The sequence below is a fragment of the Lactobacillus sp. ESL0261 genome (assembly GCF_003693025.1).
In the GTDB taxonomy this organism is placed as follows: Bacteria; Bacillota; Bacilli; order Lactobacillales; family Lactobacillaceae; genus Lactobacillus; species Lactobacillus kullabergensis.
In genome coordinates this window covers 49,394-66,170 of the sequence record NZ_REHN01000002.1, presented here as the reverse complement: position 1 = coordinate 66,170, position 16,777 = coordinate 49,394, and the positions used below count along the sequence as shown (strand labels likewise).

Below are 16,777 nucleotides of genomic sequence, written 5' to 3'. Positions count from 1 at the left end.
TATACAAGTATTTGTCCGCTAGCAAAAATAAATGAACGTCTGTTTGCTCTGATTTTACTAACTAGTTTACGTTATAATTATATTAGGTACAAAATCACAGATAATGAGGTGAAGATATGAAATTTTTCAAGAAAGTTGGCATTGGCTTAACAGCCCTGGTTTTGTCCACCACTCTATTTTTGCCATATACCGCTAACTCCCAAACAGTAGAAGCAGCTCAGAAAGCCAAAGGAAAAGTCACACTGCTTGAGAGTGATTATGTTTACAACTCGTCAGGCCATAAAATAAAATTGAAGCAAAATCGGGGTACACATAGCTATAACATTCCTAACGGCTTTAGCGCTGATCCCAAAGGCTATTTGATTACAGAAATGATAGTTTATGATGATGACAGTAGAACCAGTTATCCCTACTACGGCACTAAAAAAATTAACGGACAAAAATTTTACCACTTAGGGCATAACTATTACATTAATAATGCTAATGTTTTAAAAGTCAATGGGCGCAATATCACACAAGGTAAATTGACTATCAAGCACGATGCACTGATTTACACCAAGACTGGCAAAACAACGGGAAAGAAACTAAGAACTAATACAGTTGTTAAGTACCAAGGAAAAGCTAAGACTGCTACTAAAGCACCCAAATATTTTTACTACCTTAATGATGTCGCAAGGTACTTCCAAGCCAAATACGTACCTGCCCACAAAATAAAAGGAAAATATTTTTACTCTTTAGGACATAATAGTTACATTAAAGCAGCCAACGTCGGCTATATTAACGGTCATATTGCTCGCTACAACGGCGTTTCGTCAGCAACTGTTCTTAAGAACACAGCCAGCATAACGGTAAATTATTCTGCCGTTAAACGTAAACTGAAAAAAGGACAGAAGATTAAACTTGATTTAACTGTTATTCCTTACCAAAATGATGGCTTTGAGGGTTATCTTTACAGACTGCACGACTATCCGGATGAATATGTTGATGAGGACGATGTTAAATTGAAAAAGAATTTGCCTATCATTGACTATCGCGACTTAGTTTATACTTACGTTACGCCAGTGACAGATAACAGCGTTGAACTTTATGACACATCTGGCAAGACAATTGGTAAACGTATTATAAAGCCGCAATACAGTAATCTTACAGTTGATGGCTTAATGTACCTCTGGGTACCTGAGGAAAATAAGGCGGAACTGTTTTATCATTGTTTAAATTACAGTGACGCTAGTGTGATTGATGCCAACCAACCAAACCCGGTGCCAAATTCAGAGCCAACTTACCCTGCAAAAAAGCAAGCACTAATCTATGGCAATAACTTTATTAAGGTGAACGATGTGAAATACGTCAGCGGGTTAAAGTTAAAAGCACTGAATACGATTGAGCAAGCTGAAAATGGGCAAAAAATTGCGACAGGAGCTGACAAACAGGAACTGCTCACACTTTTTAATGAAGGAAAAGATCTAGCACAAAATAGCGCTTATCATGATCTTATGTCTAATTATGATTGTGCCTTAAGAAACGCTTCTGCTATGTTAAGGTCTGATAAGGCAACTGTCACACAGGTAGATGAGGCTGTCTGGTATGTAAAAACCGCTAAAGAGCAGCTGACAACTATGTCTACTCCGCCGGGTGATTAAATGGCTACTGGCCGGAGCAATATTAGTTTTACAAAAATAGTCCAAGCAAATATAATAGACAATATGTAGAGTCTGGCGAAAACGAGACTATCAGTTTAATGCCGATTTATTAGTTATTAAAAAACAGCTATCAACTGACAAAACGTGATGACCAGCCTAGCGATAAAGGTTATTGAAATCAAATTTAAAGGAGTAAACCAAAGTGAAATTACATAAAAATATTATTGTTGCAGCTGTCGTGGGTATTACCGTTTTAGCGCCAGTTATTAGTCAAACTTCAGCTGTTTTAGCAGATGTCGCTGCAACTAACCAAACAAATACTAATACCAACACTAATACAAATAATCCAGACACAAGTGCAACAGATAAAACTGAAACTCCTGTAGCTGAACCAATTTCGCAACCTATCCAAGATACCCACGTATTAATATCAGAAATATCTTGCCCTGTAGCTGAACCAATTTCGCAACCTATCCAAGATAATGATCCCGAACCAAAGACCAATATCCACAAAACTAAGAAAACTTGGTCAAAACGCCACCAAAAAGCAAATAATTATTTCAATAAGAACGTCAAGAAGGGGCAGAAGCTAACGAATAAGACTAAAAAATTAGCCCTTTACAAAAAGGTCTTGAAGCATTTTAAAAATTATAAGACTAAGTATGCCAAGACTTTCAAGAAATATCTTAATGCAGAAATTAAATGGTTAAACAGACAGATTAAATTGGAAAATGTTCCTACTACTAAACCATCGGGTGATCTGAAGCCACAACCAGTAAATCCTCCTAAGAAAAATAAGGTTAAGAAACATGAAGGCTGGAGTGATGTTATAGTATATGGGAATTATTTAAACGATTATAAATATTATAAGAAACATCCTAAAGTAAATACACCATTAATGGAAAAAGATATTAATGCTTTAAAGAAACGGGGATACAAGTTTAATGCCGACTTATCTGATAAAGGTTATGAGGCACATAACAAGAAACTGGCAAAACGTGACGATAAACTTATTGATGAAGGTAAATTAAAATAATTTTCTATTTCTTCACTTATAAAACAAAAAGGCTAATTCGTAGTTAAAAACGAACTAGCCTTTTTTATCTTATCTATTTAAGCTTGAACCCTTTAGGCAGCTGTGGTTTTTTGCCATTATACATGACATAGGTTTCTTTAGGACTCTTTTTAGCCGAATGGTTATACAGTTTTAGCAATTGTTTTGCAGTATATTTTTTGCCTTTAGGTTTTCTAATTGTCCCTTTACCCACTGCTTGGATATGTTTAAAGCCTTTGCCTACTCCCGAACTCTTACGTAAGCGGTAATGCCCAAGCTTGACAACAAAACCTTTAGGATTACCAGCGTTGAGCAAAATCTGACTGTTATGAATGTTAAAATGGCTTAAATCAACTCCAACTAATTTTTTATCGTTTTCAAACATTATAGTTGAAGATTTTAATTTCGGTAAATGCCAGCCACTTAAATTCACATACATCAGATTAGTACAATCATTAAACATCCCAGTCGTACTAGTAACATTAGTCATTTTGAAATGCGAAAGATCTATGCTAACCAAACTCTTATTATCAATAAACATATAAGTCATGTCTTTAACATTCTCAGTGTTCCAGCCATCCAAGTTCAAATTGGTTAAAGAATAATCTCCAGTAAACATCCCCCACATGGTGGTAACTTTGGCAATATTTAAATGACTTAAATCTAGACTTTCTATATTAGGATCTTCCGCAAACATTTCCCGCATATTAGTTACATTTGATGTATCTAAATGATTTAAATTTATACTTTTTAAATTAGGATTTTTTGCAAACATTTCCCGCATATTGGTTGCATTTGACGTATCTAAATGATTCAAATTTATACTCTTTAGATTAGGATTTTTCGCAAACATTCCTCTCATGTTTTTAACATTATGAGTATCAAGTTTGGCTAGATTTAATTGCTCTATCTGTGAAAAGCCTTCGAACATGTATGACATGTTTGTGACATTCGCCGTATGCAATTTGCTTAAGTCAACATCCGTTAAATTAGGACAGTCAGCAAACATATACGACATATCTTTTACCTTATTGGTGTCCCAATTGTCTAAAACTAATTTTGTTATTTTGCTTGAAGCAAACATATTTGACATCTTGACAACGTTACTGGTATCTAATGAGCTAAGATCCAGGGTCTTTACCCCGGTTGTTCCTGAGAACATGTATTCCATGTCTGTAACTTTACTAGTATTGAGTTTGGCAAAATCTAAATTAGAAATATCAGCCCGCTCAAACATTCCTGACATATCAGTCACATTGCTTGTATCAAGGTCAGCAAAATTAAGATTTTGAAGTTTGGTTAGACTAAACATATTACTCATTTCAGTAACGCGACTGGTGTTAAAACTACTCAAGTTAATGCTTTTGGCAGTGCAGCCATTAAACATATAATCCATTTTAGTGACATTACTAGTATTAAAACTGGTCAAGTTAATGTTTTCAGCAGTGCAATTACTAAACATATAATTCATGTTAGTGACATTGCTAGTATTAAAACTGCTCAAATCTAGCGTTGATAGTCCTGTAGACTCAAACATTCTACTCATATCAGTTACTTTATCAGTTTGAAAGTGACTTAAATCAAGCTCAGTCAGAGCCTGATCCATATCAAACAAGCCACTCATGTCAGTGACTTCACTGGTGTCAACTAAGTCCAGTCCCTTAATGTCTTTCAAATTATTTAGCTCGCTAAACTTATATTTTGAATCTGCAGGAAGTTTTACGGGGGAGGCAAAAACAATATGGGTAATATTATTCCCCCAACTCCATTCTTCATTAAACGGGCGACTCGAAAGAGTGCTATTTTTCTGAGTTCCTTTAATTGTCAGGGTTCTGGTAACAATATCATAATTCCAGCTGCAGTCACCATCTTTGCCTGACCAAATACCTGGTATTTCTTGAATATCATTATTCACTTGATCGCTAGCATCAGGTTTATTAGTTGCAGCAGAAACCGGCTTAACAGCAGCTGCCATTAAGTTCAGACCACAAAAAGCAAGACTGCTGCTAATACCAACTTTTTTAACTAAACTTAAAATTTGTCTTGAATGGTTATGATTCATTATCATGACCTCCTTTTCATTAACTTAATTATAAGCCGTTTCAAACCCAAAATATAATTTTCCTAGTTGTTAAAAATAATGAAAGCCAGGCAAAATCCATTAAATTTACCAGATAAAATAAATTTGAGTTTCATTTTGGGTTACGATAACATTAAATTATAAGCTCATTTTTGTAAGGTCATAATTTGCGAGGTCATAATATGAAACGTTTTAAGAAAATTTGTATTGGACTAACAGCCTTATTATTAACTGCTGGTCCATTATTGCCAAATATCACCAATTCCCAAACAGTAGAAGCTGCTCAGAAAGCCAAAGGAGAAGTTACGCTGCTTAAAAACGATTATGTTTACAATCCGTCAGGTCATAAAATAAAATTGAATATTTCTCACGGCTTTACCGTTCCTGAAGGCTTTAGCGCTGATTCCAAGGGCTACGTGATTACTGACATGGAAATTGATGAATACAGCGATGGCAGAACCAGTTATTCCTACTACGGTACTAAAAAAATTAACGGGCAAAAATTTTACAACCTTGGTCATAACTATTACGTTAAAAATGCCGATATTTTAGAAGTAAAGGGCCATAATATTAAAAAAGGCAAACTAGTATTAAGTCACAATTCATTGATTTACACCAAGACTGGCAAAGCAACTGGTAAGAAATTAAGAACTGATGCAATTGTCAAGTATCAAGGAAAAGCTAAGACTGCTACTAAAACACCCAAATACTTTTATTATCTTAATGATTTAGACAGATACTTCAAGCCCAGATATATACCTACTCATAAAATTAAAGGGAAATATTATTACTCTTTAGGACATAATCGCTACATTAAGGCAGCTAATGTCGGCTACATTAACGGTCACATTGCTCGCTACAATGGTGTTTCGTCAGCGACTGTCCTTAGGAACACCTCCAGCACAACGGTAAATTATTCTGCTGCAAAGCGGAAACTGAAAAAAGGACAAAAGATTAAACTTGATTTAACTGTTATTCCATACGAAATTGATGGCTTTGAGGGTTATATATACAGATTGCACGATCACCCAGATGAATATGTTTCAGAATACGAAGTTAAACTGAAAAGGAACCTGCCTATTATTGATTACAGTGACTTAGTCTACACTTATGTCACCCCATTAGCAGGCAACAGCGTTGAACTTTATGATACTTCCGGTAAGGCAACTGGCAAGCATATCATGAAGCCGACACATAGTAATCTGACGGTTGATGGCTTAATGTACTTGTGGATTCCTGAGAAAAACAAGGCGGAACTGTTTTATCACTGCCTAAATTACAGCGATACTAATGTGATTGATGACAAACAACCAAATCCGATACCAGATCAAGATTCAGTAACCCACAGTAATAACCAAAAATTAAACTATGGCAATAACTTTATCAAAGTCAGCGATGTTAAATACGTCAGCGGGTTAAAGCTGAAAGCACTTAATACGATTGAGCAGGCCAAAAATGATCAAAGAATTGCAACGACTGCTGACAAGCAAGAATTACTAGCACTTTTTAATGAGGGCAAAGATTTAGATCAAAACGCTAAATATGATACGGATCTAATGAATAATTATGATAGCTCCTTAAGTAATGCCTCTGCCATAATAAGATCTGATAAGGCAACTATCGCCCAAGTTGCTGAAGCTGTCTGGTATGTTAAAACTGCTAAAGAGCAACTGACAACTATGTCTGTTCCTCAGGGCGATTAAATCTTTTAGACTAATAGAAAAAGGCTAATTCGTTTTTAATTACGAACTAGCCTTTTTTGTCTTATCTATTTGAGATTGAATCCTTTAGGCAGCTGGGGCTTTTTGCCATTATACATAACATAAGTTTCTTTAGGACTCTTTTTAGCCGAATGGTTATACAGTTTTAGCAATTGTTTTTCCGTATATTTTTTGCCCCGAGGCTTGACAATTGTGCCTTTGCCAACAGCTTGAATATGTTTAAAGCCTTGGCCTACTCCTGAACTCTTACGTAAGCGGTAATGACCGAGCTTGACAACAAATCCTTTAGGATTACCAGCATTTTTCAAAATCTGACTATTATGAATATTAAAATGGCTTAAATCAACTCCAGCGAGCTCTTGATCATTAGTAAACATTTCCGTTGAATCATACATTTTTGGTAACCGCCAGCCACGCAAATCAACAAAAACAAGATTATTACAGTCCATAAACATTTGACTGACCCTGGTAACCTGACGTGTATCCCAAGTATGCAGGTCAAGCTGCTCAAGACTTTTTGCACCTTTAAACATCCTCAGCATATCAGTAACGTTGGCAGTATTAAAGTGACTCAAGTCAATGTCTTTTAGACTGCTGTCGCCACTGAACATTGAATTCATCCAGCGTACGTTCTTGGTATTCCAGCCCGTTAAATTGAGTTTAGCCAAAGAGCTGTCTCCAGAAAACAGCGAGATCATATTAGTAACGTTGCTGGTATCAAAACTGCTTAAATCCAAACTAGTAACAGCTGGATTGTCTGCGAACATTTCTTTCATATCTTTAACTTTACTCGTATCAAAGTAACTGAAATTTAGCTGATCCAAATGAGCGAATTTTGCAAACATCCCCGACATATCTGTAACATTACCGGTATTAAAGCCGCTTAAGTCAAGTTTAGTTAAATTAGAACACGCTTGGAACATATTTTTCATACTGGTAACGTTTTTGGTGTCCCAATTAGCCAAGTTTAAGTGAGTAACTTTACTACCCCTAAACATTTCAGCCATATCAGTCACTTGACTAGTATCAAAATTGCTCAAATCAAGACTTGACAGATTTTGGGTACTGGAAAACATACCAGACATATTATTAACTTTACTAGTGTTAAAGTGCTCAAGATTTAGTTCAGGAACTTTTATTCCAGCAAACATACCAGACATGTTAGTGACATTACCGGTATTAAAATTAGCCAGATCAAGCTCTGCCACATCGCTATCCGCAAACATATCTCCCATATCGGTCACCTGGCTGGTAGCAAAACTTTTCAGATTAAGATGTTTCAACTGGCTGTTTCTAAACATACCGCTCATATTTGTGACTTTGCTGGTATTAAAACTGCTCAAATCTACTTCTGTTAAGGCTGTATTGTCAAACATTCGTTCCATGTTAGTCACTTGGCTGGTATCAAAGTGACTCACATCAGCTTTAGTTAGAGCTTTGTCATTAGTAAAAAGCAAAGCCATATTTGTCACTTGACTAGTATCAACTTTGTCGAGACCTGTAATATCCTCCAAATACTCAAGACCGGAAAACTTTTCTGCCGAATTCGGAGCCATTTGAACTGGTGTTTCAAACACAATATGCTCAATATTGCCAGACCATTTAAACTGCTTTAAAAACGGTGTGCTGGATAATTGACTGGTCTTTTGCGCGCCACTAATCCGCAGAGTTCTACTAATAACGTCGTATTGCCATGTGCAGCTGCCATCAGTGCCAGTCCAAAGACCGGCATCAGATGGCAAACCTGTCGCACTAATTGGGACAACAGCAGGAGTTTCTGTTGCAGCAGCAACATTTACGTTTGTTTGCACCGTTACGACTAAACCTAATGCCATTGTTGCAATACCTATCCCAGTTTTTTCAAACTTGATTAAATTTAAAAGCTTCATCTGATACCTCTTTTCTCTTACCCTAATTATACGGGTTTTTTGCTTAAAACTTATTAATGATTTGAAACTTAAGTTAAACTTTGTCAGCCTTTTATTCATTTATCATAAGACATGTATTGCTGCACCTATATTAGGTTATAATAAATTTAGTAGAAAGAATTAGTAAGGAGGTAAATCATGAAATTAACCAAAAAAATCTGTTTGGCGATCACGTCTTTGGCATTGGTCGTCACACCTTTTTTAGTAAATTGCAATCAAATACAAACGGTTGCAGCTGCCAAAAACAGTAAAAAGACCGCAAAGGGTAAAATCACTTTAATCTATGGTGCCCATCTTTATAATAAATATGGGCATAAAATTAAAAACAAGAACAAATATCTGCCCTATGCTCAAGATGATGCCAGTGGTTATAAGTATATCTATAGCTTTAATGCAGATGTTATGAAATACTACGGCACTAGAAAAATTAAGGACCAAAAATTCTATAATATTGGTAATGGTTGCTACATTAATGCCGCAGATGTCATGGAAGTTAACGGTAAAAACAGCAAAAAGGGCAAATTGGTTTTATTACAAAAATCAGCTGTATATACTAAAGCCGGTAACAAGACTGGCCACACTTTACCTAAGCGCGCTATTGTTAAATATCAAGGCAAAGTTAAGCAAGTTAAAGCAAAACCAAAATACTATTATACTAAGTACTTTAACTCAGATAACAATGAGCATATTTTCTATCTGCCACTCACAAAAATTAAAGGGAAAAATTATTATGCCATTGGTAAAAATCGCTATGTCAAAGCCTATAATGTTGCAAGTTTAGATGGTTATCCTTTAACTTACAATGGGGTTACAACGGCCACCGTTCTTAAAAAGACAGCCACTCAGACTTTAAACGAAATGAAAACCAAACATATTTTAAAAAAGGGGCAGAAAATAAAAGTTGACTTAGCCGTTACGCCTTGGGCAGAAGATTTTGAAGGCTATATTTTCCGCCTGCATAATCATCATGATGAATACATAGATGAAAACTGTATCAACCTGAGAAATTATTTACCAACGACCGACTACTCTGATTTAACCTATAGTTTTGTTACTGCAAAGACTACTGCAAACGTTAAGCTTTATGACGCCACAGGAAAACCCGTTGGGATTAGTTTTAACACTGCAAAGCAGTCTGACTTTAATGTTGACGGCTTATTCTATATTTGGAATACGGCTACAAACAAAGCTGAGTTGTATTACCACCTTCTGAGTAACAATTTAGATAGAAAAGCCCTTATCAATAATGATGGCACACAATTAAAGGCCCCGGCGACTGACAAAAAATATGGTCCGATCATTCTCACCACTAATGAAAAAATAATAGCAGCTAACAGTTTCGTCAAAGCAAGTGATGTGAAATTTAGCAGGGGCATAAAACTTTCTCCTGTAAACACTTCATTAGCAGCTGAGCAGAAACAAAAAGTAGCAACCGACAGCGATAAAGTGAAGCTCCAGAAAGACTTTGATTCTGGACAGCAAACTATTAATGAGAGTGTTCACTATGATGCACTTATGCAGAGCTATGACTATGCTTTAGCTAATGCTGCTGTCGTCTTACGGTCGAGCAAAGCAACGCTGGCACAAGTAGATCAGGCAATCTGGCTGTTAAAAACCACTAAAACACAGATAAAAACTTTAAACTTCCCTGAATTTGCCTAAAGTTTACTAGAAAGACAAACTAAAAAGGATTAGTTCTGAAATGAGCTAATCCTTTTATTTTACTAAAAATCAAAAATGAAATGATTTTGGTAACTGTGGTTTTTTACCGTTATACATGACATAGGTTTCTCTAGGGCTCTTTTTGGCAGAGTGATTATATAGCTTAAATAATTGCTTTGCAGTATATTTTTTGCCTTTAGGTTTTCTAATTGTTCCTTTGCCTACAGCTTGAATGTGCTTAAATCCTTGACCTACACCTGAACTTTTACGCAAACGGTAGTGGCCCAGCTTCACAGCAAATCCTTTAGGATTTCCTGCCTGATTTAAAATCCTGCTGTTATGAATATTAAAATTAGTCAGATCAACCCCTGCTAATTTCTTGTCCTGCATAAACATATCTGTCGAATCAGTCAGTTTAGGCATGTGCCAGCCGTGTAAATTAACATTAGTAAGATTAGGACATTGAGCGAACATCTCACTTACTTCAGTTAATTTACGGGTGTTCCAATTATGTAAATCAACAGTTTTGAGACTCCGATCATTTTTAAACATCTCATATGCTTCAGTGAGACTATTAGTTTTAAGATGACTTAAATTAATATTGACCAGCTGCGGGTCATTTTTAAACATGCGACTCATACTCCTGACCCGTTTGGTATTCCAGCCTTTCAAATTAACCGTTTTTAAGTTGTCATCATCACTAAACATGCCAAACAAAGTCGTATTAGACTTAGTATTAAAATGACTTAAATCTAAGCTGGTAATTTTTTTCATACCAGAAAACATATAGCTGGTGTTAGTCACCTTGCTGGTATCAAAATGACTAATATCAAAATCAGTTAAATTTTCAGCATCGCTAAACATGCTATACATATCAGTCACCTTGCTGGTATTAAAGTGCTTAATATCCAAGCTGACCATATTCTTTAATCCAGCAAACATAGTGCTCATATCAGTAACATTGGCAGTATTCCAGCCCGTTAAATTAAGTTGTTTTAATGCTGTATCGTTTGAAAACATGCCTGACATATTAGTTACTTTACTAGTATCAAAATTACTCAAATCCAAACTGGTCAAATTTGCATCCCCAAAAAACATAGTTTTCATATTTTGGACATTAATAGTATTAAAATTGTTCAAGTTTAGAGTTGTTATGTTCTCACTATGAGAAAACATGCTGCTCATGTCCGTGACGTTTTTGGTATTAAAGCCTGAGCAGTCGAGCTGTTTAATCAGGCAATTATTGAACATTCCGCTCATATTTTGTACTTTACTGGTATCAAAGCTATCTACATTAATCGTTTCTGCCTTGGAACTGGAAAACATATTTGCCATATCGGTTACTTTGCTAGTATTAAAGTTTTTTAAATCCAGCTTTTTAAAATTGGCCGCCGCAAACATGCTGTTCATAGTGGTTACATTTGCGGTATTCAATTTACTCAAATCTATTGCTATGGCAGTAACATTATCCATACCTAATTTAAAGAACATGTTACTCATATCTGTAACTTTATCAGTATCAAAATTACTAATATCTAAACTATTAAGGTTCATATCACCGGCAAATAAACCAGACATATCGGTTACCTCACTGGTATCAGCGTTCTCTAAACCCTTAATATCAAACAAATATCTCAAATTAGCAAATTTTTCTTTTGAATTTGCAGGTAACTTAAACGGATTTTCAAAAACGATATGTTCAATACTTCCAGCCCATTTGAATTCTTTAGTAAAAGGTGTGCTTGACAATTGTGCTCCTTTAGCGCCGCTAACAGTCAGCGTATTGGTAAGGACATCATATTGCCACGTGCAGCTGCCATCAGTGCCAGTCCAAAAGCCCAGCTGATTATTGCTAGTACTGGGTGCATTCGGTGTTATTTTTGCAGTTTGATCTTTAGCAGCAGGTGTTGCAGAAGCTGCCAAAACATTTTGCACCAGATTAGCGCCACTCATCATGCCCAAGACTATGGCAGCCATACTGATACCCATTTTTGCTAAAATATTTTGCTTGAATTTAGTTAACTTCATTTTCTGACCTCCTTTTCCTCTTAATTTCATTGTAAGCCTTTTAAAAGTTAAATAATATCTTCTTTTGCGTTTACTTGCGCTAGTTTCCAGCCAGTCATAAAATGCTGCTCGCGCAAAGAACGCAAGTCAGAATAATCGCTCTCCAAGCTATCAATTGCATCCTGCAATTTTTTGTTTTGCTTACGGATCTGGTCAAGTTCAGGATCATTAACAACGCCCTTCAGGTGCATTTTAGCGGCTAATTCGCGTCGTCTTTCCTCAAATTCACCCTTCAATGTAGCAAGAGCGTCTTCATATTTGACCAGTTTTTGGTTAACTTCAGGAATTTCATTATTCAAACTGACAAATAATTTGTAGGGCATGTTGGACTTAATACGGTTGCATTCCGTGCAAGATAAAATCAGGTTGTCAAAATCATTATTATGTGACAGTGAAACCGGATCTTTGTGATCAACGCTGCGGCCGCGCCTGCCGCAATATTGGCAGCGGTAATGGTACTTGGCCCGAATACGCTCACGGTCAATATAATCCACTTCATTGAGTTTAAAGTCGACGTTTAAGCCTAATCTACTTAGGTTTTCAGCAAAAGTAAATTCGCTGCTGGGTATAAAGCCAGTTTGACCCGTCTCACTGTCAATTACTGCCTGATTAAAATCTTGTGCTGATAGTTGTTGCTGGGCTAATTCATTGCCGTCATAATCCTGAATAAAGGCTTCATAACGCTTGCGCACGTCATTTTTGGCAATTAAAAACGTAGGATTATCTGAGTCTTCATCTTTTCCGACAAAAGTAAACAGCAGACATTGCGCAAAGACTTTCACTGCAATATTAGCAAAATTCTCCGGTGCTTCTCCTCTTTGGATACACAGATCGCAAATACTAGTTAATTTAGGGTTAATCAAGCCCGTTTGTTTAAAATGTTTGGCATTTATGCGCAAACCGCATGCACTGCATTGAAATTTCACTTTTAAGCGTTCTCCTTAGAGCAAAATGTATGTATCATTAATCTAATTCTACTCAATTTAGAGCAATAAAAAAAGGCGGACGAAAACTTCATCCACCTTTTAGTTTTGTTTAAAAACAAACTATTTATTTTCGTCTGCTTTGGCCTTGTTCAAGAAAGCAACGACTGCTGCCACGTGCGCAACGCGTTTTCTGCCGTTCTTCTTGTTCTTAGGTCTTTGGTTTGGTTCACAACCAGTGTTGTAATTTTCACCTTTACGCATAGTACTATACTTCCTTTCAAGATTTTCGAAAATCTTATATAGTTTAACACTTAGGACTTTTTGAAGCAAGATGCGCTCATACTGAACCGTTCTGTTTTGCCATTTAAAATAAAAAGCGCTCCATTCTGGAACGCTAAATATAAAGTTATTTTTGAGTACATATTATTAGTTAAATGCACTAATTATTTTCACTAACTGTCATGGCAGCATCAATTACGCCACTGTCATCGGCTAAACTAATGGCCGCATTCTTTTCATCTACTACCAAATCGTTGCCTAAATATTGCATTTCTGCAGGACTGGTGTATAAATTTAAGCCAATATTATTTTCAACTTTAAGTGAAAAGTCTGGGTCTTGCTGATCCAAGACTACAAATTGAAAACGAGTCCCGGCAGCACAGCTACCGGCAATGTTAGAATATTTGTTGGAACCGTCATTTAATGAAAGCAAAACAACTTGTCCGTCTTTCACACTTTTCTTGATTTTCTCAGCTGCACCTGCTTTAACATTCATTTTAACTGATTCGGAATTACTCATTTTAATATTTCCTCCTAATCCTTAGCAATTTTCTCCAGTATAGGATATATTAAGTTATAGTGTCAAAAATTATGTTTATAGTAAAAGTGCTTTTCACCATGAAAAATTTATTATTGCGTATAACAGAAAAAAAGGTCAAAATGTATATAGCGATTATAGATGATTATAACTTGTGAAAGGGGACATTTTATGACCGTCTTGAAAAAGGTTTTTAGTGATAAAATCCTGCAGATTACTTTTGTAATAACGATTATCAGTCTTTTTTTTGCTAGACCGCGGCTTGAGGATATCAACTTACATACGATTTTTTCAGTCGCCGCGATGCTAATCATTATTCAAATATACGCTTACTTGCACGTTCTGGACGTGTTGGCGTATAAACTGACCAGTATTGCCGACAATATGCAGAAATTAAACATCTTGTTTACGCTTCTAGCGATTATTGCTGGGATGTTTCTTGGCAATGACATAACAGCGCTTACATTGATTCCCCTGTATTTAAATATTGCCAAAAGATGTAACTTGCCACAAATTTTACCTGTCACTTTAATTGGTATGGGTGCAAATATTGGGGCTGCTTTTACTCCTTGGGGTAATCCCCATAATATCTTTTTGGTCAGTAAATATTCTGTTAATGCCCTGCAGTTTTTCTCCTGGTCTTTGCCCTATTTATTAATGGCTTTAGTCATTACGTTTATTATTTTTTACTTTATCCCTCGTAAAAAAATTCCCAGACAAGATATTAAACAGATCAATATCAGTTTAAGACCTACAATCATTACTACGGCAGTATTTGCATTATTTTTCTTAGGTGTATTTAAGGTCATTAATGTGGTAATTCCGATGATTGTTGCAATTATCTTAGCCTTATTAATCAATCCCAGAATTTTGCTTAAAGTAGATTTTGCTCTGCTATTAACCTTTACCTGTTTCTTCATCTTCATTAGTGATATTCAACAGATCCCGCTGATTGTCAGCATCATACATACGATGATTAATTCGGAAAGCTCAACTTACTTCACTTCGATTATCTCCAGTCAGATTATCAGCAATGTGCCTGCGACTATTTTAGTCGGTAAGTTTACTCCTTATGCTGAAGCGTTATTTTTAGGTTCTAACATTGGCGGCTTTGGCTCTCCTATCGGTTCAATGGCCAATATGCTGGTCTTAAAAACTTTTACTCAAAATGCCACCGTTTCAAGAGGAGAATTCTTCAAAAAATGGTCAGTAATGCAGTTCATCGGTCTGATTGTTTTAACCATTGTGGGCTGGGGACTTTTATTAATTTAAGACACAATAGTAAAGCTTTGCTAATGAAAGATAGTATAAGCTTCTTTTTTATATTCAAAAGGTCCTTAATCAGTTATAATTAAGAGATACATATAAGGAGGAATACTATGAACAGTTTAACTTGGGTAATTGTAATTATTGTTGTTTTATTAATTGCACTTTATATTACAGTTTACAACAGTTTACAAAAAGCCAAAGTATACACCGATGAATCTTGGAGTCAGATTGATGTACAACTAAAGCGGCGTAACGACTTGATTCCTAACTTAGTCGAAACAACTAAGGGCTATGCCAAACACGAAAAAGAAACATTGGAAAATGTTGTACAATTGCGTAATCAGTTAACAAATATTCCCAGCGATGATCACGCCCAAACCTTAAAGGTTTCTAATCAAATTTCTGATGCCCTTAAATCAATTTTTGCCTTATCAGAAAACTATCCGGACCTTAAAGCCAACCAAAACTTCTTGAAACTGCAAGAAGAATTGACTAACACTGAAAACAAAATTGCCTATTCAAGACAACTTTACAATTCTTCTGCTGCACTTTACGACCAAAAGCTGTTAACTTTCCCGTCTAATATTGTTGCTCACATTCACGGCTTTAAGAAAGTTGACTACTTACAAACCAGTGAATCTGAAAAAGAAGTACCTAAAGTTAAGTTTTAAATACCAGGTCAACTTTTATGTTATTTCAACAAATTGCCAGCAATAAACGTAAAACCGTTGGGATTATGGGATTATTTATCATTATTTTGGCACTTGTAGGGGCAGGACTTGGTTATCTTTTTGGCAACCGGCCTGTTTTAGGATTAATTATTGCTGTGGTTTTTAGCTTGATTTACATGCTAATTGTCCTGCCTAACCCGGCCAATATGGTTATGAGTCTTAATCATGCTCAAGAAGTCCAAGAGCAAGATAATCCTGAACTGTGGCACGTTGTACAAGATATGGCACTGGTCGGTCGGGTGCCAATGCCGCGAGTTTTTATTATTGATGATCCTAGTCCTAATGCTTTTGCAACCGGACGTGATCCCAACCATTCTGCTGTGGCAGTTACTCAGGGCTTACTTGACATGATGAACCGCGAAGAACTGGAAGGCGTTTTAGGTCATGAGATTTCTCACATTAGAAACTATGATATTTTAGTTTCTACTATTGCCGCAGTATTAGTTGGTGTCATTTCTTATTTGTCAGGTATTGCCAGTCGCTATATTTGGTGGATTGACGATGATCGCGACAGCGATAACGACAATGGTGGTACTATTGTTGTCATTTTTAAGATCGTGGCTATTGTATTTGTGTTAATTCTGGGTCCTATTTGTGCCAGTTTAGCGCAAATGGCATTATCGCGAAATCGGGAATATCTGGCTGATGCCTCTTCAGTAGAATTAACTCGCAACCCGCAAGGACTGATTTCTGCTTTAGAAAAGATTGACGGTTCCGAGCCCATGAAAAAAGCCGACCCTAGCAGTGCCGGCATGTATATTGAAGATCCTGTACGTAAAAAGCGCAGTTTTGCTCACTTATTTGACAGTCACCCGCCAACAGCTGACAGGATTAGCCGCTTAGAAAAAATGTAATAAAATAAAGCAACCTTTTTAGTCAAGG

General features: G+C 36.2%; 13 protein-coding genes. 7 read left to right on the top strand and 6 right to left on the bottom strand.

All coding sequences use genetic code 11. The features are described from left to right. The first annotated feature begins 116 nt into the window (after nucleotides 1-116). Both F5ESL0261_RS00735 and F5ESL0261_RS00730 read left to right on the top strand, forming a co-directional pair. A complete protein-coding gene (locus tag F5ESL0261_RS00735; RefSeq protein ID WP_122051801.1) occupies nucleotides 117-1,640 on the top strand; it encodes an SLAP domain-containing protein in 1,524 nt (507 codons plus the stop codon). A 202-nt stretch (nucleotides 1,641-1,842) separates the two neighbouring features. Next, a complete protein-coding gene (locus F5ESL0261_RS00730; protein ID WP_122051800.1) occupies nucleotides 1,843-2,676 on the top strand; it encodes a hypothetical protein in 834 nt (277 codons plus the stop codon). A 73-nt stretch (nucleotides 2,677-2,749) separates the two neighbouring features. Here F5ESL0261_RS00730 and F5ESL0261_RS00725 read toward each other — a convergent pair whose 3' ends face one another. Next, nucleotides 2,750-4,756, bottom strand: a complete 2,007-nt coding sequence (locus tag F5ESL0261_RS00725) for a BspA family leucine-rich repeat surface protein (RefSeq protein ID WP_158595176.1) — start codon at nucleotides 4,754-4,756, stop codon at nucleotides 2,750-2,752. Between the two features lie 200 nt (nucleotides 4,757-4,956). On the opposite strand from F5ESL0261_RS00725, the gene F5ESL0261_RS00720 reads away from it, so the two are divergent. Further along, nucleotides 4,957-6,477, top strand: coding sequence for an SLAP domain-containing protein (locus tag F5ESL0261_RS00720; protein WP_122051798.1), 1,521 nt, complete (start codon nucleotides 4,957-4,959; stop codon nucleotides 6,475-6,477). 65 nt (nucleotides 6,478-6,542) lie between these two features. On the opposite strand, the gene F5ESL0261_RS00715 is transcribed toward F5ESL0261_RS00720, so the two are convergent. Then, nucleotides 6,543-8,384: a BspA family leucine-rich repeat surface protein gene (locus tag F5ESL0261_RS00715; RefSeq protein ID WP_158595175.1), complete on the bottom strand. Its 1,842-nt coding sequence runs from the start codon at nucleotides 8,382-8,384 to the stop codon at nucleotides 6,543-6,545. 177 nt (nucleotides 8,385-8,561) lie between these two features. On the opposite strand from F5ESL0261_RS00715, the gene F5ESL0261_RS00710 reads away from it, so the two are divergent. Then, nucleotides 8,562-10,085 (top strand): SLAP domain-containing protein, encoded by a 1,524-nt coding sequence (locus tag F5ESL0261_RS00710; RefSeq protein ID WP_122051796.1) that lies wholly within the window; start codon nucleotides 8,562-8,564, stop codon nucleotides 10,083-10,085. Between the two features lie 69 nt (nucleotides 10,086-10,154). On the opposite strand, the gene F5ESL0261_RS00705 is transcribed toward F5ESL0261_RS00710, so the two are convergent. The 4 genes from F5ESL0261_RS00705 to F5ESL0261_RS00690 all read right to left on the bottom strand — a co-directional run bounded on the left by F5ESL0261_RS00705 (nucleotide 10,155) and on the right by F5ESL0261_RS00690 (nucleotide 13,877). Further along, nucleotides 10,155-12,113 carry a BspA family leucine-rich repeat surface protein gene (locus tag F5ESL0261_RS00705; protein WP_158595174.1) on the bottom strand — a complete coding sequence of 653 codons (1,959 nt, stop codon included), beginning with the start codon at nucleotides 12,111-12,113 and terminating at the stop codon, nucleotides 10,155-10,157. Nucleotides 12,114-12,160: 47 nt separating this feature from the next. Next, nucleotides 12,161-13,078 carry an HNH endonuclease gene (locus F5ESL0261_RS00700; RefSeq protein ID WP_122051794.1) on the bottom strand — a complete coding sequence of 306 codons (918 nt, stop codon included), beginning with the start codon at nucleotides 13,076-13,078 and terminating at the stop codon, nucleotides 12,161-12,163. Nucleotides 13,079-13,198: 120 nt separating this feature from the next. After that, nucleotides 13,199-13,339: a hypothetical protein gene (locus F5ESL0261_RS00695; protein WP_122051793.1), complete on the bottom strand. Its 141-nt coding sequence runs from the start codon at nucleotides 13,337-13,339 to the stop codon at nucleotides 13,199-13,201. Between the two features lie 178 nt (nucleotides 13,340-13,517). Then, complete coding sequence (locus tag F5ESL0261_RS00690; RefSeq protein ID WP_045927390.1) at nucleotides 13,518-13,877, bottom strand: iron-sulfur cluster biosynthesis family protein; 360 nt, start codon at nucleotides 13,875-13,877, stop codon at nucleotides 13,518-13,520. Nucleotides 13,878-14,066: 189 nt separating this feature from the next. On the opposite strand from F5ESL0261_RS00690, the gene F5ESL0261_RS00685 reads away from it, so the two are divergent. The 3 genes from F5ESL0261_RS00685 to htpX all read left to right on the top strand — a co-directional run bounded on the left by F5ESL0261_RS00685 (nucleotide 14,067) and on the right by htpX (nucleotide 16,749). Further along, nucleotides 14,067-15,167 (top strand): SLC13 family permease, encoded by a 1,101-nt coding sequence (locus F5ESL0261_RS00685; RefSeq protein WP_122051792.1) that lies wholly within the window; start codon nucleotides 14,067-14,069, stop codon nucleotides 15,165-15,167. Between the two features lie 107 nt (nucleotides 15,168-15,274). Then, entirely contained in the window at nucleotides 15,275-15,835 is a 561-nt protein-coding gene (locus F5ESL0261_RS00680) for a LemA family protein (RefSeq protein WP_045927388.1), read from the top strand. Between the two features lie 17 nt (nucleotides 15,836-15,852). Next, nucleotides 15,853-16,749, top strand: a complete 897-nt coding sequence (htpX, locus tag F5ESL0261_RS00675) for a zinc metalloprotease HtpX (RefSeq protein WP_122051791.1) — start codon at nucleotides 15,853-15,855, stop codon at nucleotides 16,747-16,749. The last annotated feature ends 28 nt before the right edge of the window (nucleotides 16,750-16,777 follow it).